General features: G+C 73.8%; 14 protein-coding genes. 8 read left to right on the plus strand and 6 right to left on the minus strand.

All coding sequences use genetic code 11. The features are described from left to right. Nucleotides 1-27: 27 nt before the first annotated feature. From ACQKM2_RS29965 to ACQKM2_RS29980, 4 genes are all read left to right on the plus strand, one after another. Entirely contained in the window at nucleotides 28-639 is a 612-nt protein-coding gene (locus ACQKM2_RS29965) for a response regulator transcription factor (protein ID WP_003948568.1), read from the plus strand. Between the two features lie 369 nt (nucleotides 640-1008). After that, nucleotides 1009-1638: a sigma-70 family RNA polymerase sigma factor gene (locus ACQKM2_RS29970; RefSeq protein ID WP_007265958.1), complete on the plus strand. Its 630-nt coding sequence runs from the start codon at nucleotides 1009-1011 to the stop codon at nucleotides 1636-1638. A 148-nt stretch (nucleotides 1639-1786) separates the two neighbouring features. After that, entirely contained in the window at nucleotides 1787-3286 is a 1500-nt protein-coding gene (guaB, locus tag ACQKM2_RS29975; protein WP_427715126.1) for an IMP dehydrogenase, read from the plus strand. Nucleotides 3287-3449: 163 nt separating this feature from the next. Continuing rightward, a complete protein-coding gene (locus tag ACQKM2_RS29980; protein ID WP_007265960.1) occupies nucleotides 3450-4574 on the plus strand; it encodes a GuaB3 family IMP dehydrogenase-related protein in 1125 nt (374 codons plus the stop codon). A 66-nt stretch (nucleotides 4575-4640) separates the two neighbouring features. On the opposite strand, the gene ACQKM2_RS29985 is transcribed toward ACQKM2_RS29980, so the two are convergent. The 4 genes from ACQKM2_RS29985 to ACQKM2_RS30000 form a co-directional block, all read right to left on the minus strand. Next, a complete protein-coding gene (locus ACQKM2_RS29985) occupies nucleotides 4641-6371 on the minus strand; it encodes a M16 family metallopeptidase (protein WP_427715130.1) in 1731 nt (576 codons plus the stop codon). 12 nt (nucleotides 6372-6383) lie between these two features. Further along, complete coding sequence (locus ACQKM2_RS29990; protein ID WP_427715133.1) at nucleotides 6384-7349, minus strand: hypothetical protein; 966 nt, start codon at nucleotides 7347-7349, stop codon at nucleotides 6384-6386. Between the two features lie 95 nt (nucleotides 7350-7444). Then, nucleotides 7445-7924: a hypothetical protein gene (locus ACQKM2_RS29995; protein ID WP_427715135.1), complete on the minus strand. Its 480-nt coding sequence runs from the start codon at nucleotides 7922-7924 to the stop codon at nucleotides 7445-7447. Nucleotides 7925-8089: 165 nt separating this feature from the next. Beyond that, nucleotides 8090-9319 (minus strand): nucleotide sugar dehydrogenase, encoded by a 1230-nt coding sequence (locus ACQKM2_RS30000; RefSeq protein ID WP_385761764.1) that lies wholly within the window; start codon nucleotides 9317-9319, stop codon nucleotides 8090-8092. Between the two features lie 254 nt (nucleotides 9320-9573). Between ACQKM2_RS30000 and ACQKM2_RS30005 the strand changes: the two genes are divergently transcribed. After that, nucleotides 9574-11280: a glycerol-3-phosphate dehydrogenase/oxidase gene (locus ACQKM2_RS30005; protein WP_427715137.1), complete on the plus strand. Its 1707-nt coding sequence runs from the start codon at nucleotides 9574-9576 to the stop codon at nucleotides 11278-11280. 86 nt (nucleotides 11281-11366) lie between these two features. Here the strand turns inward: ACQKM2_RS30005 and ACQKM2_RS30010 are convergent, their stop codons facing one another. Further along, nucleotides 11367-11993 (minus strand): pentapeptide repeat-containing protein, encoded by a 627-nt coding sequence (locus ACQKM2_RS30010; protein ID WP_427715139.1) that lies wholly within the window; start codon nucleotides 11991-11993, stop codon nucleotides 11367-11369. Between ACQKM2_RS30010 and ACQKM2_RS30015 the strand changes: the two genes are divergently transcribed. From ACQKM2_RS30015 to ACQKM2_RS30025, 3 genes are all read left to right on the plus strand, one after another. After that, nucleotides 11992-14370, plus strand: a complete 2379-nt coding sequence (locus tag ACQKM2_RS30015) for a protein kinase domain-containing protein (protein WP_427715142.1) — start codon at nucleotides 11992-11994, stop codon at nucleotides 14368-14370. The genes ACQKM2_RS30010 and ACQKM2_RS30015 overlap by 2 nt on opposite strands. Before the next feature lie 88 nt (nucleotides 14371-14458). Beyond that, the gene (locus ACQKM2_RS30020; protein ID WP_427715144.1) at nucleotides 14459-17029 is read left to right on the plus strand and encodes a protein kinase; all 2571 of its coding nucleotides are present in this window, start codon (nucleotides 14459-14461) and stop codon (nucleotides 17027-17029) included. Nucleotides 17030-17143: 114 nt separating this feature from the next. Further along, a complete protein-coding gene (locus ACQKM2_RS30025) occupies nucleotides 17144-18787 on the plus strand; it encodes a serine/threonine-protein kinase (protein WP_427715146.1) in 1644 nt (547 codons plus the stop codon). Between the two features lie 2 nt (nucleotides 18788-18789). On the opposite strand, the gene ACQKM2_RS30030 is transcribed toward ACQKM2_RS30025, so the two are convergent. Further along, nucleotides 18790-19596 carry a hypothetical protein gene (locus ACQKM2_RS30030; protein WP_427715148.1) on the minus strand — a complete coding sequence of 269 codons (807 nt, stop codon included), beginning with the start codon at nucleotides 19594-19596 and terminating at the stop codon, nucleotides 18790-18792. Nucleotides 19597-19696: the final 100 nt, after the last annotated feature.

Below are 19696 nucleotides of genomic sequence, written 5' to 3' on the forward strand. Positions count from 1 at the left end.
GCGCATCAGCAGCTGCGGAGGGCGGTCATGACTTCCGTCCTCGTCTGCGACGACTCCCCGCTTGCCCGAGAGGCGCTCCGTCGCGCGGTTGCCACCGTGCCCGGCGTCGAGCGTGTGACGACGGCTGCCAACGGCGAGGAAGTCCTCCGCCGCTGGGGCGCCGACCGCTCCGACCTGATTCTGATGGATGTACGGATGCCCGGCCTGGGCGGTGTCGAGACGGTCCGCCGGCTCCTGTCCGCCGACCCGGGTGCCCGCATCATCATGCTGACGGTCGCCGAGGACCTGGACGGGGTGGCCCTCGCGGTCGCCGCCGGCGCCCGCGGCTACCTGCACAAGGACGCCTCGCGCGCCGAGCTGCGGGCCACGGTCACCCAGGCGCTCGCCGACCCCACCTGGCGACTGGCCCCGCGCCGGCTCCGCTCGGCCGAGATGGGGGCCGCCCCCACCCTGACCGCGCGCGAGATCCAGGTGCTGGAGGGCATGAGCCACGGCCGGTCCAACGCGGAGATCGGGCGCGAGCTCTTCCTCTCCGAGGACACGGTCAAGACCCACGCCCGCAGGCTGTTCAAGAAGCTCGGCGCCTCGGACCGCGCGCACGCCGTGGCGCTCGGCTTCCGCTGGGGTCTCGTCCGCTGACCGCGACACCGGCGGCCGGCGGCGGCCGCGGTCCCGTCCGCCGACGGCGGACGGGGCGGCAGGCGTCCGCCGGCGCCGCCGGGGGCGGAAACCGGGAAACGCGGGAAAGCCGCGGAAGTCCCGCCGCGACCGGTGTCACGCCGGGGATTGGCGGGGCACAATCCGGGGGACGTGTCGCTTCGGGCGCGATGCCGCATGCTTGATGGTGTGCCGCATTCTTGGAGAGGTCGAGTCCCGCGGGACGACGATTCGGGCCGAGCGGAGGGGAGGGCGCAAATGACGAGTTCCGGCGCACCCGCTCATAACGCTTCGATGCACAACACGGACCGCGGTGCCGCGAACGCTCCCGCGCCAAGGCACCATGGATTGATGCGCGACGACGAGGCCCTGGGGTCACCCGCGGCCACAGGCCCCACCGGCGCCGCCAAAGGCGGCAACGCCGGGGCCGTCGGCGCGCTCGTACGCCGTGCCGTCGAGGGGGACGAGCAGGCCACGCACGACCTCCTGGCCTTCGTGCACCCCCTCGCCCTGCGCTACTGCCGCACCCGGCTGTCGCGGCTCCCGGGTGACGCCCGTCACTTCGTGGAGGACCTCGCGCAGGAGGTCTGCGTCGCCGTGCTGATGGCACTGCCCCGCTACCGGGACACCGGCAGGCCCTTCGAGGCCTTCGTCTTCGCCATCGCCGCGCACAAGGTCGCCGACCTCCAGCGGGCCGCCATGCGGCACCCGGGGAGCACGGCCGTGCCCTCCGACGAGATGCCGGAGCGGCCGGACGACTCGCTCGGCCCCGAGGAGCGGGCGCTGCTCAGCAGCGACGCGGCCTGGGCCAAGAAGCTCCTCGCGAACCTGCCGGAGAACCAGCGCGAGCTGCTCGTCCTGCGGGTGGCCGTCGGGCTGACCGCGGAGGAGACCGGGCAGATGCTCGGCATGTCCCCCGGAGCGGTGCGCGTCGCCCAGCACCGGGCCCTCAGCAGGCTCCGGGCGCTCGCCGAGCAGTGACCTCCACCGGAGGCGTGGATTCCCTTTCGCGGCGTTTTCTGTCGTAGGAAACGACGAAAATCGTGGTTGACCTTGGTCGTGGAATGAGACGCCCCGGGATCCCGTTAGCATGGACATCCGCGCTGAGCAAGACCATTTGGAAGGTGTCATGACCGCCGACGGAGTACCCGACAAATTCGCCACGCTCGGACTGACCTACGACGACGTGCTGCTGCTGCCGGGCGCGTCGGACATGGCTCCGGACGAGATCGACACCTCTTCCCGCATCTCGCGCAACGTCCGGGTGAACGTTCCGCTGCTGTCCGCCGCCATGGACAAGGTCACCGAGTCCCGCATGGCCATCGCGATGGCCCGCCAGGGCGGCGTCGGCGTCCTGCACCGCAACCTCTCCATCGCCGACCAGGCCAACCAGGTCGACCTGGTCAAGCGCTCCGAGTCCGGCATGGTCACCGACCCGATCACGGTGCACCCGGACGCGACGCTCCGCGAGGCCGACGAGCTGTGCGCCAAGTTCCGCATCTCCGGCGTCCCGGTCACCGACCCGGCCGGCAAGCTGCTCGGCATCGTCACCAACCGCGACATGGCCTTCGAGTCGGACCGCAGCCGCCAAGTGCGCGAGGTCATGACCCCGATGCCGCTGGTCACCGGCAAGGTCGGCATCTCCGGCGTGGACGCCATGGAGCTGCTGCGCCGCCACAAGATCGAGAAGCTTCCGCTGGTCGACGAGGCGGGCATCCTCAAGGGCCTCATCACGGTCAAGGACTTCGTCAAGGCCGAGAAGTACCCGAACGCCGCCAAGGACAAGGACGGCCGCCTGCTGGTCGGCGCCGCCGTCGGTGTCGCCGGTGACGCGTACGAGCGCGCCCAGGCCCTGATCGAGGCGGGCGCCGACTTCATCGTCGTCGACACCGCCCACGGCCACTCCCGCCTGGTCGGCGACATGGTCTCCAAGATCAAGTCGAACTCCTCCGTCGACGTCATCGGCGGCAACGTCGCCACCCGCGACGGCGCCCAGGCGCTCGTCGACGCCGGCTGCGACGGCATCAAGGTCGGCGTCGGCCCCGGTTCCATCTGCACCACCCGCGTCGTCGCCGGCATCGGCGTCCCGCAGGTCACCGCGATCTACGAGGCCGCCCTCGCCGCCAAGGCCGCGGGCGTCCCCGTCATCGGCGACGGCGGCCTCCAGTACTCCGGCGACATCGCCAAGGCCCTCGTCGCGGGCGCCGACACCGTGATGCTCGGCTCGCTGCTCGCGGGCTGCGAGGAGTCCCCGGGCGAGCTGCTCTTCATCAACGGCAAGCAGTTCAAGTCGTACCGCGGCATGGGTTCGCTCGGCGCGATGCAGTCCCGCGGCGACCGCAAGTCCTTCTCCAAGGACCGCTACTTCCAGGAGGGCGTGGGCGGCGACGACAAGCTCATCCCCGAGGGCATCGAGGGCCAGGTCCCCTACCGCGGCCCGCTCTCCGCGGTCGTCCACCAGCTGGTCGGCGGCCTGCGCCAGTCGATGTTCTACGTCGGCGGCCGCACCGTCCCCGAGCTGCAGGACCGGGGCCGCTTCGTCCGGATCACCTCGGCGGGCCTCAAGGAGAGCCACCCGCACGACATCCAGATGACGGTGGAAGCACCGAACTACAGCCGCAAGGGCTGAGCACGACGATCGCCCGAGGGGGCGGGCCCGGCCGGGCCCGCCCCCTCGGGCGTGCCCGGGGCCGGCCGTGGCGCCGCGGTCGTCCGTACAGCGGTCACCGGAACGCGGCCCCCCGCCGTTCGGGGATACTGGACGGGCAGACCCAGAGGAAAGGCCACCACACGTGACTGAGATCGAGATCGGGCGCGGCAAGCGCGGCCGCCGGGCGTACGCCTTCGACGACATCGCCATCGTCCCCAGCCGGCGTACGCGGGACCCGAAGGAGGTCTCGATCGCCTGGCAGATCGACGCGTACCGCTTCGAGCTCCCCTTCCTGGCCGCCCCCATGGACTCGGTGGTCTCCCCGCAGACCGCGATCCGCATCGGCGAGCTCGGCGGCCTCGGCGTGCTGAACCTCGAAGGCCTGTGGACCCGCTACGAGGACCCGCAGCCGCTGCTCGACGAGATCGCGGAGCTGGACGAGGCGACCGCGACCCGCCGCCTCCAGGAGATCTACGCCGCGCCCATCCAGGCGGACCTGATCCGGCAGCGGATCAAGGAGGTGCGCGACTCCGGCGTCGTCACCGCCGCCGCGCTCTCCCCGCAGCGCACGGCCGAGTTCTCCAAGGCCGTCGTCGACGCGGGCGTCGACATCTTCGTGATCCGCGGCACCACCGTGTCGGCGGAGCACGTCTCCGGCGCCGCCGAGCCGCTGAACCTCAAGCAGTTCATCTACGAGCTCGACGTCCCGGTCATCGTGGGCGGCTGCGCCACCTACACGGCGGCCCTGCACCTGATGCGCACCGGCGCCGCGGGCGTCCTCGTCGGCTTCGGCGGCGGCGCCGCGCACACCACGCGCAACGTGCTCGGCATCCAGGTCCCGATGGCCACCGCCGTCGCGGACGTGGCCGCGGCCCGCCGCGACTACATGGACGAGTCCGGCGGCCGCTACGTCCACGTCATCGCCGACGGCGGCGTGGGCTGGTCCGGCGACATCCCGAAGGCCGTGGCCTGCGGCGCCGACGCCGTGATGATGGGCTCCCCGCTGGCCCGCGCCACCGACGCCCCGGGCAAGGGCAACCACTGGGGCATGGAGGCCGTCCACGAGGACGTGCCGCGCGGCAAGAAGGTCGACCTCGGCACCGTCGGCACCACCGAGGAGATCCTCACGGGCCCGTCGCACACCCCGGACGGCTCGATGAACTTCTTCGGCGCGCTCCGCCGCTCGATGGCCACCACCGGCTACAGCGAGCTCAAGGAGTTCCAGCGCGTCGAGGTCACGGTCGCGGACTCGCAGCACAGCCGCTGACCCGTCGTCCCGTACACATGCCGGAGGGCCGGCACCCCGAGTGGGGTGCCGGCCCTCCGGCGTTCCTCAGCCGAGCCCGCGTTGCCGACGGCGCAGCAGGACGGACCACGGGACGAGGAACACCGCCGCGAGGATCCAGATGATGGCCAGGCCGATCCAGTCGTCACTGTCCTGGGCATCCGGCTCGGACAGCATGGCGAGGGCGGCTATGGCCGCGAAAGCGCCGGTCAGCAGCGCGGGGATGCCGAGCAGCCAGAGCACCGCCGTGAGCCAGGCCCTGCGCGGCTGCGGCCCCTGCGGCTTGGCCGTCGCGACCGGCCGGGGGATGCGGTCCGGGTCGCGGGGCGGCATCCGGATCACGGCGGCGGGCGGCACACCGGCGTCCAGCGGGGCCAGTTCGGCGGCGGTGATCCCGAAGAGCGTCGGCTCGATGCCGAGGGTGAAGCCGTCGTGGCCGATCAGGTGGCGGGCGCCGTCGGGGTAGACGTGCATGACGGAGCAGGCGTCGTAGCGGACGGTGACCTGGTTGCCGGGGCCGCTCAGGCTGACGCCGTGGTCGGCGACGAGGAGGGCGGTCCTGCGGTCCGCCACCGAGGAGTAGCGCCGTCCGGTGACCACCTCGGCCGACTGGGTGGGGGCCGCGGTGAGGCCGGCCCAGTCGACGCCCCGGCCGGGGGCCTGCACCAGGGCGTCGGCCCACAGGGCACGGGCGACCTGCTGGAGGTCGGCGGCGGTGACGGCCTCGATCTCGGCGCGGGCCTCGGCGAAGGTCAGGGAGGGGTGGCGCAGCAGCAGGTCCATGGCCTCCGAGGGGAGCTTGGCGACGGCCGGCTCGGGGATGTCGAACCGGGCGAGCGCGGCCGTCCGTACGGACTCCAGGTCGGCTTCCTCGATGCGGCCCGCCCGGAGCTTGGCGAGGACGTCGACGAAGGCGCCCACCATCGCGTCCTGCTTCTCGGGCAGGGCGTCCGCGAACGCGGTGACGGTGGCGAAGTCGGCGTCACGCGCCTGGTAGTCGGCGGCCGCGGTGTAGGAGTAGCCGCCCTTCTGGCGCAGCTCGCGGAAGAGCTCCTTGCCCAGGACGTCGGCGAACAGGCTGCCGGCCGTCGAACGGGGGATGACGGAGGTCAGGACGAGCACGCCGTCGGGGCCCCCGAAGTGGGCGGGGGTGGCGGGCAGGGCGGAGGTGGGCTGCGGGGCGGGGCGCCATTCACCGGTGGGGAGGGTGAGGTCGAGGCCCTCGGGGACGGTGTCGCTGGTGATCCACAGGACGGCGTTCTCGGCGGTGAACCGGGTTGCCGCCCAGTCGTGGACGTCGGCGGGGGTGAGTCGGTGCAGTCCGGTCTCGCCGTAGCTGGTCAGGCCGTAGCCCTGGGCGCCGTAACGCCACAGGGGCATGTCGTCGGTGTGGCCCTTGGGCCGGTGCGCGGCCTCGGTGCGCAGGATCTCCTTCTCGGTCGCCAGCCGGTGCAGGGGGAGGTTGCGCAGGGCGGCGCACACGCCGTTGAGGTACTCGACCACGTCGGCGGCGGTCCCGGTGACGTGGAAGTGGGTGTAGGCCGAGGCGGTGGCGCCGTTGTAGTGGAGGTCGCCCAGGCCGTGCCGGTGCAGGGCGAGGTGCTCGACGAGGTGGGTGACGCCGCTGGTGGCGAGGGTCTCGTCGGCGCGGCCCACCCGGAACAGCAGTCCGGCGGTCACGGGGCCGGCGGCCGGGGCGAGGACGGTGCGGATGCCGTCGACAGTGGTGTGGACGATGCCGTCGGCGGTGGTGCGGTCGGGCCCGGTCTCGGTCGTCATGGTGGTGTGTCCTCAGCCCTTGGCCAGGGCGGCTCTGCGGTGGCGGACGAACTCCGCGGTGTGGTCGTTGGAGAGGTAGCCCCAGGGGAACTCGCTCGCGTGGTCGCCGAGGGCCCGGAAGTGGGCGGCGGCGGCCGCGGGCAGGCCCGCCGCGCTGTGCGCGCAGGCGAAGGCGTTGTGCGCGGTGACGGCGTGGAAGGCGTCGGGGCGGGCGGCGGGGTGCAGGACGGATGATTCGGCGGCGGCGAGCAGCCGGGCCCGGTTCTCCGGCTCCAGCAGGTAGGCCTTCGCGGCCCGCTTGTTCTGCTTCTCGGCCGCCTCCAGGTACTGCTCCATCTGGGCGATGGCGACCAGCGAACCGTTCGGGCTCCCGTCGGGGGCCTTCGCCGCGCACTCCTGCGCGAAGCCGTGCGCGGCCTCCCAGCTGCCGCCCCACTTGGGGCAGAGCTGCTGGAGCAGCTGCATCTGGCCGGAGAAGTGGGACGGGTGGTGCTCCGCGAGCCGTTCGTAGCGGCGGCGCGCCTCGCCCTGGCCCAGTTCGAGCCCGCGGGCGGTGATGAGGCGCAGGTACCAGGCGAGGGCGTGGTCGGGGTGCTCGGCACAGACGTCGATCAGCAGCAGCTCGGCACGCCGCAGGTAGGCGTGGAACTCGTCGAACTGCCGCCTCGTCACGTGCTCGGCTCCCAGGCTGGTGCGGACGCCCCAGCCGATCTGGATCAGCCGGTCGGCGTGCAGGGTGCGGGGCAGCGGGTCCCCGGGGAGGCGGAGTGCGGCCTCGCGCAGGAGGACCTCGGAGCCGCGCCACTCGGCGACGGTCCGGCAGGCGAGTGCCCTGTCGTCCTCGTCGGGCAGCGCGGCGAAGGCGGCGGCCACGCCGTCCCAGTCCTTGCGCTGGACGCAGGAGCGCAGCGCGGCCAGGGCCGGGACGCGTTCGGCGGGATCGGTGACGGGTTGGCCTGGCGGCGTGAGAGCGGACACGCGCGGATCATATGAGTGGTGCGGGCGCCCCCGGCAGGGGGGTCCGGGACGGGTGTCCGGGCCGGCCGTGGCCGCTCTCGTGCCGGGTGGGCGTGTCAGTCGCCGGCCTTCTTGGCCGCGCCGAAGGAGACGAACGCGGCGAGGCCGAGGAAGAGGAGGGTCATGAAGTCCATGCCGTCCTTCCAGACGGTGTTCAGACCGGACACGCCGATCTTGTCGAGGACGTCGAGCACCCCCATGTTGCCGACCTTGGCCATCGCGAGCGCGATGTAGAAGAGCTGGCCGAGGTAGACGGCGCCGATCGAGAGCAGGGCGGAGACCACGGGCAGGACCGGGTTGCGGCCGCCGAGCTTGCCGGCGGCCAGGCCCACGAGCACGCCCACGCCCGCGGCCGCGTAGCCGATCTCGCGGTCGATGGCGTTCATGATGCCGCCGTACGCGGCCGCCGAGGCCAGCGCCGCCACGACGGCGGCCACGACGGCGAGGGCGAGGTTCCCGCCGCGGGCCGGGGCCGGGGCCACGGCCTCGGCGTAGGGGGTGGGTGTGGGTGCGGGCGGCTGGAAGTTCTGGCTCATTCGGAAATCCCCCCCAGGGATTCGGCGCACGGGGCCCGGAGGGCGTAAGTGCGGGATAAGTGACGCCGCAGGCTAACAGGGGGTGGTGGAGTTCCACCCGGGGATTTTCGGTCGGGTGATCGGACCGGGATCAGGTCGTGACCTGGGCCGGGGCGGGGGGCGGGGTCAGAGGCGGTGGGCGGCGCCGGCCGGGCTGGCGCCGCGGGTGTCGAGGAGGAGCTGCGCCTTCACCGCCAGGCCCTGCATGTCGTAGGTGCGGTGGTGCTGGAGCAGGATCGTCAGGTCGGCGTTGGCGGCGGCCTCGTAGAGGGAGTCGGCGCGCGGCACGGGCTGGTCGCGGACGCGCCAGCCCGCGATGTACGGGTCGTGGTAGCTGATCAGGGCCCCCAGGTCGAGGAGCCGGCTGGCGATCTCCCGGGCCGGGGAGCCCTCCTGGTCGGCGAGGTCGGGCTTGTAGGTGACGCCCAGCAGGAGGACGCGGGCGCCGCGCGCGGACTTGCCGTGCTCGTTCAGCAGGGTGGCGCAGCGCTGGATGACGTATTGCGGCATCCGGTTGTTGATCTCCTGCGCCAGTCCGACCATGCGCAGGGGGTGGCCGGGGGTGCGGGTGGTGTGGGGGAGGTAGTTGGGGTCGAGGGGGACGCCGTGGCCGCCGACGCCGGGTCCGGGGCGGAAGGCCTGGAAGCCGTACGGCTTGGTCTCGGCGCAGCGGATGACGTCCCACAGGTCGACGCCGAGGTCGTGGCAGAGGACGGCCATCTCGTTCATCAGGGCGATGTTGACGTGCCGGTAGTTGGTCTCCAGGAGCTGCACGGTCTCGGCCTCGCGCAGGCCGCGGGCGCGTACGACCTTCTCGGTGAGGCGGGCGTAGAAGGCGTGCGCGGACTCGGTGCAGGCGGGGGTGAGGCCGCCGATCACCTTGGGGGTGTTGGAGATGGTGTGGGTCCGGTTGCCGGGGTCGAGGCGGCTGGGGGAGTAGGCGAGGTGGAAGTCCCGGCCGGCCCGCAGGCCGGAGCCCTCTTCGAGGATGGGCCGCAGGTAGTCCTCGGTGACGCCGGGGTGGGCGGCGGACTCCAGGATCACGGTGGTGTGCGGGCGCAGCCGGGCGGCGAGGGTGCGGCCCGCCTCGCCGACGGCCCCGAGGTCGAGCGCGCGGTCGGCGCCGAGCTGGGTGGGGGCGCAGATGACGGCGGTGCGGACCCGGCCGAGTTCGGCGGGGTTCGTGGTGACCCGGAAGCCGGCCGCCGACATGCGGCGGATCTCGGCGGCGGTGAGGGTGCTGTCCGTGGCGGGGCCGCTGTCGTAGCCGACGGTCTCGATTCCGGCGGCGACGGCCGCCTGGGCGAGGGGGAGGCCGAGGTGGCCGAGTCCGATGACGGCGAGATCTGCGGGCATGGGGGGCCGTCCCTTCCCTTCCCTGGCATGCATGAGGGGGCGGTGCGCGCAAGTCCTGTGGACGACTGGAGCTGGCGCAATGTCAGACTAGGCGTATATATGACAGATATGTCGCATTGTGGGGTGGTGGTCGCCGTTGTGTTGTCCACAGGCGGTGGCTGATGTGGGTGCGGCCGGTCAGAATCGAGAAGCGGGGGATGTGAGCGGGATCACCCGCACCGAGTGGGTACGGCCCGCACCAACGGGAGGCAGCCGTGAGGACAGCGACACTGGGACCGGCACAGCGCGCGGAGGCGCTCGCCCGGATGGCCGAACGGGAAGTGGACGTTCTGGTCGTCGGCGCGGGCGTGGTCGGCGCGGGTACCGCGCTGGACGCCGTGACCAGAGGCCTGTCCACGGGCCTGGTGGAGGCCCGCGACTGGGCGTCCGGGACGTCGAGCCGGTCGAGCAAGCTCATCCACGGCGGCCTGCGGTACCTGGAGATGCTCGACTTCGCCCTCGTACGGGAGGCGCTCAAGGAGCGCGGGCTGCTGCTGGAGCGCCTCGCCCCGCACCTGGTGAAGCCGGTGCCCTTCCTGTACCCCCTCCAGCACAAGGGCTGGGAGCGCTTCTACGCAGGCTCGGGCGTGGCCCTGTACGACGCGATGTCCGTCTCCAGCGGACACGGCCGCGGACTGCCCACGCACCGGCACCTGACGCGCAAGCGGGCCCTGCGCATCGCGCCGGCCCTGCGCAAGGACGCCCTGGTGGGCGCGCTGCAGTACTACGACGCCCAGATGGACGACGCGCGCTACGTCGCCACGCTCGTCCGGACGGCCGCGGCGTACGGGGCGCACTGCGCCAACCGGGCGAGGGTGGTCGGCTTCCTGCGTGAGGGCGAGCGGGTCGTCGGGGCCAAGGTGCGTGATGTGGAGGGCGGTGGCGAGTACGAGATCCGCGCGAAGCAGATCGTGAACGCGACCGGCGTGTGGACGGACGACACGCAGGCGCTGATCGGGGAGCGCGGGCAGTTCCACGTGCGGGCCTCGAAGGGGATCCACCTGGTCGTGCCGAAGGACCGGATCCACTCCAGCACCGGGCTGATCCTGCGGACCGAGAAGTCGGTGCTGTTCGTGATCCCGTGGGGCCGGCACTGGATCGTGGGCACCACCGACACCGACTGGGACCTGGACAAGGCGCATCCGGCGGCGTCGAGCGCGGACATCGACTACCTGCTGGAGCACGTGAACTCGGTGCTGGCCGTGCCGCTCACGCGGGACGACGTCCAGGGCGTGTACGCGGGCCTGCGGCCGCTGCTGGCCGGGGAGTCGGACGCCACGAGCAAGCTCTCCCGCGAGCACACGGTGGCCCATCCGGTGCCGGGCCTGGTGGTGGTGGCGGGCGGCAAGTACACGACGTACCGGGTGATGGCGAAGGACGCGGTCGACGAGGCGGTGCACGGGCTGGACCAGCGGGTCGCGGCGTGCGTGACGGAGGACGTGCCGCTGGTGGGGGCGGAGGGCTACCGGGCCCTGTGGAACGGCCGCGCCCGCATCGCCGCGCGGACGGGGCTCCATGTGGTGCGGGTGGAACACCTGTTGAACCGCTACGGGTCCCTGACGGAGGAACTGCTCGGCCTGATCGAGGCCGACCCGGGGCTCGCCGAGCCGGTGACCGGGGCGGAGGACTACCTGCGGGCGGAAATCGTCTACGCCGCCTCGCACGAGGGCGCCCGGCACCTGGACGACGTGCTGACCCGACGGACCCGGATCTCCATCGAGACCTTCGACCGGGGGACCCGATCGGCGCGCGAGTGTGCGGAATTGATGGCTCCGGTGCTGGGCTGGGACAAGCAGCAGATCGAGAAGGAGGTCGAGCACTACGAGAAGCGGGTCCAGGCGGAGCGGGAATCACAACGCCAGCCGGACGACCAGACGGCGGACGCGGCACGGTTGGGGGCGCCCGACATCGTCCCGTTGTAACTCCGAGATACAGGAGGCGGAACCGGCGGACCCGGGGCTCCCGTCGGATGCGGAGTGAGCAACAATGAGGTTTCTGCCGGGGTGGATTACCGTGCCCTCCGGCGGCTGCCGAGGCAGCCGGGGCAGGCTGCACGATCGCAGAGGGGACGCATGTCGAAGCCGGAGCACACCGAGTCGTCTGCCGGGGCGCCTGCGGCGAAGCTGGATGACGGGGCCGCCGTTTCCGCTGCCGCTGCGAAGGCGTCGGTGCCGAAGGCCGGTCCGGCCGGGGGCGCCGAGGCGGCCGAACCCGCCGCGGTGCCCCGGCCGCGCGGTTCCGCCGGTTCCGCCGTTTCCGCTGCCGCTGGGAAGGCGCCGGTGCCGAAGGCCGCTCCGGCCGCGGGCGTTGAGCCCCCCGCCGAGCCGACCCGGTCCGCGCCCCCTGCGGAGGACGAGCCCGCACCGCATGCGCCCGCGAAGGCGAACACCGCGGATGACGCTCCCGCGAAGGCGGCCCCTGCGGAGGGCGCGCCCGAGAAGGACGCTCCCGCGAACTCGACCCCCGCGAAGGACACCTCTGCTAAGGCGACCCCTGTGAGGGACACGTCCGCTAAGGCGACCCCCGCGAAGGACGCGCCCGCGAAGGACGCGCCCGCCGAGGGCGCTTCCGCGAAGGCGGGAGTGGAGAAGGCGGAGCTCGCCGCGGCAGCCCCGGCCGAGGGCGGGTCCGCCATGGACGAGCCCGCCAAGGCGGCTTCGGAGAAGGGGGAGTCCCCGAAGGACGCCCCTGCGAAGCCGGCGCCCGGCAAGGCGGTTGCGGAGAAGGGCACCCCCGCGAAGGACACGTCCGCCGAGGCGGCCCCCGCCGGGGGCGCTTCCGCGAAGGCGAGCCTGAAGAAGGCGGAACAGGCTACGGCAGCCCCGGCCGTGGACGCGCCCGCCGTGGACGCGCCCGCCGTGGACGCGCCCGCCGTGGACGCGCCCGCCGTGGACGCGCCCGCCAAGGCGTCTCCGGAGGAGGGCGGGTCTCCGAAGGACGCCCCCGCGAAGGCGGTGCCCGCGAAGGACGCTCCCGCGAAGGCGGTGCCCGCGAAGGACGCTCCCGCGAAGGCGGGCCCGGAGAAGGCGGGCCCGGAGAAGGGGGAGCCCGCCGCGGCAGCCCCGGCCGAGGGCGGGTCCGGGAAGGCGGTCGAAGGGGGCGGTGAGGTCGAAGAAGCGCGGCGCGAGGGGCGGTTGCTGGCCGGGCGGTACCGGCTGGGTGCCGTGCTCGGCAAGGGCGGCATGGGCACCGTCTGGCGCGCCGAGGACGAGGTCCTCGGCCGGACGGTCGCCGTCAAGGAACTCCGCTTCGGCAACGGCGTCGACGAGGACGAGAAGCGCCGGCTCATCACCCGGACCCTCCGCGAGGCCAAGGCCATCGCGCGGATCCGCAACGAAGGGGCCGTCACCGTCTACGACGTCGTGGACGAGGACGCCCGCCCCTGGATCGTCATGGAGCTCATCGAGGGCCCCTCGCTCGCCGAGTTCGTCCGGGAGAACGGCCCGCTGACCCCGCACCGCGCGGCCGAGGTCGGCCTCGCCGTGCTCGACGTGCTCCGCGCCGCGCACCGCCAGGGGATCCTGCACCGCGACGTGAAGCCGTCCAACGTGCTCATCGCGGCCTCCGGCCGCGTCGTGCTCACCGACTTCGGCATCGCCCAGGTGGAGGGCGACCCCTCCATCACCTCCACCGGCATGCTCGTCGGCGCCCCCTCGTACATTTCCCCGGAGCGCGCCCGCGGCCAGAAGCCCGGCCCGCCCGCCGACATGTGGTCCCTCGGCGGGCTGCTGTACGCGGCCGTCGAGGGCGTGCCCCCGTACGACAAGGGCAACGCGCTCGCCACGCTCACCGCGGTGATGACCGAGCCCGTCGACCCGCCGCAGAACGCCGGAGCCCAGCTGACCGAGGTCATCTACGGGCTGCTGGTCAAGGACCCGGCCATGCGCCTCGGCGAGGAGCAGGCGCGGACGATGCTCACCGCCGTGATCAACGCCCCCGAGCCGGTCGCCGCCCCGGAGCCGCCGCCGGCCCCGCCGGTCGAGGAGACCCGCCCGATCTCCCTCACCAAGGCCGACGCGGCGGCCGAGAAGGCCGCCAAGAAGGAGCGCGAGCGCCGTGAGCGCGAGCAGCGCGAGCGGACCCGCGCCGCGCTGAAGGCCGCCCGCAAGGCGGCCGCCGCCGAGGCCGCCGCCGCTGCCGCGGCCGAGGCGCCCCCGGCCCGGCCCGCGCAGCCCGGTCCCTCGCTCACCGACGTGGTGTCGCGCCGCACCATCGTGCTCGCCATAGCCGCGGTGGTCGTCGTCCTCGCGGTCGTCGGCTCGCTCATCGCGTACATGATCAAGGGCGACGGCAAGGACGCCGGCCGCAAGAACGAGGGCAAGGGCGGCCCGGTCGCCTCCGGCAACCCCTCGCCCGGCGCCTCCGCGGGCAACAGCCCCGCCGCGTCGGCCGGTTCCTCGCCGAGCGCGAACCCGAGCGGCACCCCGGGCACCCCCGCGCCCAGCGGCACCCCCGGCGCCGCCGACCAGGGACAGGGCCAGGGCCAGGGCCAGAACCCGGCGCAGGGCCAGAGCCAGGGCCAGGGCGCCAGCCCCGGCGGCCCGGCCGGCGGACTCCCGGCCGGCTTCGCCACCGTGACGGACCTCGGGTTCCACTTCTCGATGGCGATGCCCGAGGGCTTCCGCCAGACCGGCACCGCGGGCGAGAACTCCGGCGCGATATACAGCCGCGACGGCGGCTTCCCGAGGATCCAGGTCGACTACACCGGCAGCCCGGGCAACGACGCCCGCCTCGCCTGGTCCAAGCTCGCCCCCGCCGTCGCCGGCAGCAGCAAGAACTACCGCCTGATACGCCTGGACGCGGTGAACTACCGCAACTACCCGACCGTCGCGGACTGGGAGTTCGAGCGGGAGCAGCAGGGCACGCGGGTCCGCGTCCTCAACCGCGGCTTCAAGGCCGACGCCACCCACGGTTACGCCATCATGATCACCTGCGCCGCCGACCAGTGGGACGGCCCCGAGTGCACGCAACTGCGCGACACCGCCTTCCAGACCTTCCAGCCGTTGGGCTGACGGGCCTCCCAAGCCCGGGACGCGGGCGGCCCCGGCGACGTATCGTGTCCAGCGGGGGCCATGGGGGACCGCACTCGGGGGAGGCGATGTGGAGGACTACGCCGGCCGGATCCTGTCCGACCGCTACCGTCTGCCGATTCCGCCTTCCGACGAGTACGAGCTGATAGAGACCCGCGCCTTCGACACGCGCAGCGGGCAGGAAGTACTCGTCCGGCAGGTGCCGCTGCCCGAGGTGGTGGACGCCGAACTCCTCGACGGATCCGGTGCGCACGCCGTGGCCGCCGGGGAACTGCCCGCCGTCCGGCGGGCGATCGCCGCCGCCCAGGCGGCCGCCTCCGTACCGGACCATCCCCGCCTCGACCAGGTCTTCGACGTGTTCGCGGAGGACGGCTCGCTGTGGATAGTGAGCGAACTGGTCCCCGCCAGGCCGCTGGCCGCGCTCATCGCCGACGAGCCGCTGAGCCCCTACCGGGCGGCGGAGGTCGCCTCCGACGTGCTGACCGCGCTGCGCGTGCTGCACGCGCACGGCTGGACGCACCGCAACATCACGGCCCGGACCGTGTTGATATGCGAGGACGGACGGGTCGTCCTGACGGGGCTGGCGGCGGGCGCCGCCGAGGAGGCCCTGTGCGGGTACGACCCGGTGCCGCCGCCGGACACGGGAGAGCCGGGAGGGGACGCGGGCGCGGACGCCGCCTGGGGAACGCCGCCCCAGACGCCCCAGACACCCCAAACGCCCCCGCCGTCCCCGCCGGCCCCCGCGCCGGAGCCCCCGCCCGCCGGAGCCCGGGACGACGGGCCCCGGTACGCGCCGCTGGTGGCGCCCGGGTACGACACCGGCCCCCGCTACACGGACCACATCACCCCGGAACGGGAACAGGAGCGGGGACCGGAGCGGGAACCGCAGCCGGCCCCACCCGCCGCCCCGCCCCGGCAGGACCGGGCCGCGGCCGAGGCGGCCGCCCGCGCCGGGACCGTCGCCGCGTACCGGGCCGGGACCCGGGCGGCCTCCGCCGAGGTGGCGCGGCAGCGCGGCGGGCGCGGCCCCGTGGTCGTGCCGGTGCTGCCGCCGACCGGGGCCAACCTGCCCCAGGAGTACGCGTACCCGTACGGGGGGCCGGACACCGCCGCCGCCACGCCCTGGCACGGGGTGGCCCCCCGCCGCCCGGCCGAGCCGCAGCGGCCGCCGGAACCGGAGCCGCAGCCCGAGCCGCCGCAGCCCGAGCCCGAGCCGCCGCAGGCCGAACGGCAGCCGGATCCCGCCCCCGAGCCCGCCCCGGCGCGGCCCGCGCTCCCCGCCCAGCTCGCCCTCCCGCAGGGCTACCGCCAGGCCGAGCCCCCCGCACCCTTCGCACCCCCGGGGCAGGCGGCCCGGCCGCCGGCCCCGCGCCCCGCCGCGGCCCCCGCGCCCGCCCCCGTCGGCCGGGCGGACACCGGCGGAGCCTGGGGCGGCCCCCGCACCGGCCTCGACGCCGAGCGGGCCCGGCAGACCCGGATGGCCGTCGTCGGCCCCCTCACCGAGCGCTGGGCGCCCGAACAGGCCGCCGGCCCCGTCCACGGCAACTGGCAGCTGGCCGCGCCCGTCGGCCCCGCCGCCGACCTCTGGGCCCTCGGGGCCCTGCTGTACCGCGCCGTCCAGGGGCACGCCCCGTACCCCGAGGACAGCGTCGCGGAACTCGTCGAGATGGTCTGCGCCGAGCCGCCCGCCTTCGCCGAGGACTGCGGCCCGCTGCGCCCGGTCGTGGAGTCCCTGCTGCGCCAGGACCCGGCCGAGCGGCCCGACTTCGAGGAGCTCCGCGGCTGGCTGCGCTCGCTGATCCGCTCCGCCCCCGAGCCCGACGGGGACTTCGCGGGCCTCCCGATGCCCGAGCCGGACCCCGCCCGGCTGCCCGTCGTACGCCGCCGCGGCGATCTGCACGGCCGCCACCGCAACCCCGCCGCTCCCCGCAAGCCGCGCTCCCTCGGCCGGCTCCTGCTGGTCGGCGTACTGGTCCTGCTCACGGGCGGGGTGGCGTACGCGATGCTCTTCCTGCCCCGCGCGGCGGACTCCGGGCAGCAGCCCACGGCCGCCCAGAGCCCGGCGGCGTCCGCCCCCGGCCCGGGCAGCTCCCAGCAGGGCCCGGCGTCCAAGCCGGCGCAGACGCCCGGGCGCACCCCGGGCGGAGCCCCGGAGTCCAAGCCCGCCCCGCAGGGCGACGCGCCCGCGCCGGAGGGCTACACCGTCCAGCAGGACCCGGCGCACTTCGGCATCGCCGTACCCAACGGGTGGGAGCGCCAGTCCATCAACGAGGCCGGGCAGGTGCGCTACACCCAGGGCCAGTTCACCCTGATCGTCGTACCGGGCCGGGACCGGGTCGAGGGCGGCGATCCCGATCCGCTGGGCTACCAGAAGGACAAGGAGCCCGAGCTGGCCCCGTACCGCAACTCCACCTGGGCGTCCGGCGGGGACGTGAAGTCCACCAAGGTCGGTCAGCAGCTGCGGGTCACGGGCCGCTACACCTGGATCGACGCGGCGGGCCGGTCCCTGTTCGCCCGCAATTTCGTCGTCGCGCTCGGCGGCGCGTACCACGTCGTCATGGTCACGGGCCCGGAGGACAACCAGGACAAGGTCACCGACGTCTTCGAGAAGGCGACGGCGAGTTACAAAGCGGGCGGCTGACGGGCGGTCAGTACGGCGATTGCGTCACAGTGCTGTCCTATGGGCCCCGCCTTGTTCCGGCAGCGCCCGCAGGCTCCGTAATCTGGCGTGGAGTGCACAGAGCGGCGGGAATTCGTGGAACAGCAGACAGGCGCGGGTGCGGTGCTCGCAGGCCGGTACCGGCTCGTGGAGCCCATCGGCAGCGGGGGCATGGGGAAGGTGTGGCGCGCGCATGACGAGCTGCTGCACAGAACGGTCGCGGTCAAGGAACTGACGGCGGGGCTCTACGTGTCCCAGGCCGACCGGGAGGTGATGCACGCCCGCACGCAGAAGGAGGCGCGGGCGGCGGCCCGGATCCAGCATCCGGCGGTGGTGACCGTGCACGACGTGCTGGAGCACGACGACCGGCCGTGGATCGTCATGGAGCACATCGACGGCCCCTCCCTCGCCGAGGCGGCCAAGGCCGCCGGCCGGATCGAGCCCCGCGAGGCGGCCCGGATCGGGCTGCACGTGCTGGGCGCGCTGCGCGCCGCGCACGCCGTCGGGGTGATGCACCGGGACGTGAAGCCGGGCAACGTGCTGCTGGCCAAGGACGGCCGGGTGCTGCTGACCGACTTCGGGATCGCCGCGATCGAGGGCGACTCCTCGATCACGCGGACGGGTGAACTCGTCGGCTCCATCGACTACCTGGCCCCGGAGCGGGTCACGGGCGGTGCCCCCGACCCGTCCTCCGACCTGTGGTCGCTGGGCGCCACCCTGTACACGGCCGTCGAGGCCCGTTCGCCGTTCCGCCGGACCTCGCCCATCTCCAGCCTCCAGGCCGTCGTGAACGACGAGCCGCCCGTGCCCCGCCAGTCCGGCGCCCTGGGCCCGGTCATCACGGCGCTGCTGCGCAAGGACCCGGCCGAGCGGCCGTCGGCCGCGGAGGCCGAGCGGATGCTGCTGGAGGCGATGGAGGGCCGCGAGCCGAAGGCCGCCCAGGCGTACGTGCCCACGCGCGCGGTGACCGACGAGGAGCGGGCCTCCGCGCAGGCGCCCGAGCCCCCCGCCCAGGACCCCGCCCCGGTCCCGGCGCCCGCCCCGGCCGCCACCACCGCCCTGCCCGAGCGGCCCGCGGCCCCCGCCGGGCCGCCGGGCCGGCTGCGGCGGGTCGCCGCGGTGGCCCTGGTGGCGGCGCTGCTCGGCGGCGGCGCGGTGTTCGGGCTGCTGAAGTTCACCGGCGACGGGGACGCGGAAGCGGACAAGGGCGGCGGCTCCGACAAGAACACGAGTGCCACCGACGGCCAGACCGGCCAGACCGGGCAGCAGGCCGCCGCCACTCCGCCCGCCGGGTGGGAGAAGGTCACGGACCCGGAGGCGGGCTTCACGCTGTTCGTCCCGAAGGGCTGGAAGCGCCAGGTGTTCGGCAGCCAGATCGACTACACCGGGGACGACGGCAAGCACTACATCCGGATCGCCGCCGACCCCACCCCGGACTTCAAGGACCCGTACGCGCACGTGCTCGACCTGGAGAAGCAGGTGGCGAAGCGGACGGATTACAAGCGGCAGAAGCTCGCCCCGAACACGTTCCGGGGGAGCACCGATGCCGTGCTGTGGGACTTCACGTGGACCGAGAAGGGGACGCACGCCGGGCCGCGCCGGGCCATCGAGCAGATGTACTACGCCCCGAACGGCACCGAGTACGCGATCTACATGACGGGCCCCGTGTCCGACTGGGCCACGACCCGCGAGCAGTTCGACACCGTGCTCAGCGGCTGGGTGCCGGCCGGGAAGAGCTGACGTCAGGGCGCGGAGAGGGTCGTCAGCGTCTGCTGGTTGTTGGTGGAGTTGGAGTCGCCGGCGACGCTGATGGTGACGTGGATGGCTCCGGGCCCGGCGGTCGTGACCCTCCCGAGGAACGGGATCTGCGCCTTGCCGCCGTTCGGCAGGCTGCCGCCGGTGCAGCGGTAGCCGGCGCCCGCCGCGGCGCACTGGAACCCGCTGAAGGTGCCCGAGTCGGGGGGTTTGCGCATCGTCATCGTGCCGGTGGGCTGGACCTCGATGGTGATGTCCTTGGCCTCGGCGCCCTTGTTGTAGTAGTTGATCCAGTAGTTCCGGGTGGAACCGGGCGGCGGGGCCGCGTCGCCCTCGATGGAGCCGACCGAGACGTCGGACGGGTTCTGGGCCGACCCGCTCGGCTGGGCGCACTTCTCCTCGGACCAGTATTCGTAGTAGATCGGGTTGACCCTGCCGTACCTGGAGCGCGTCCGGATCGTGGCGCAGTAGCCCGTGCCGGGAAGGAGCCCGGCGTCGAAGGTCTGGGTGAGCACCCGCCCCTCGCCCGGCACTCCGAGCTCGTACTCGCGCTCCCGGCCCTGGGGTTTCAGGAGGAGCTTGTGGCTGACCGAGTCCGGGTTGAGGTCCTGGAAGGTGATCGTCAGGTTGGGGGCCTTGAGTTCCAGGCCCAGGATGCGCGCGCCCTGGGGTACGGGGCGCGGAGCCGCCGCGGCGGGCGCGGCGGGCGCGGCCAGGGCGAGTGCCAGACCGCAGGCCGTGCCGCTCGCCACCGCCACGCGGCGGAGTCGGCGGAGTTGCGTGGTGACGGACATGGGAACCCCGTTCCCGGGGGAGGCGGGAGGGTGTCGTGCGCCGCCGCCCGGCGTCATGGGCGCCATGGGCGGATCCGGCGCGGGGGAGTGCGTGGCCCGC

Source organism: Streptomyces sp. NPDC004126, from assembly GCF_050275515.1.
Lineage (GTDB): Bacteria > Actinomycetota > Actinomycetes > Streptomycetales > Streptomycetaceae > Streptomyces.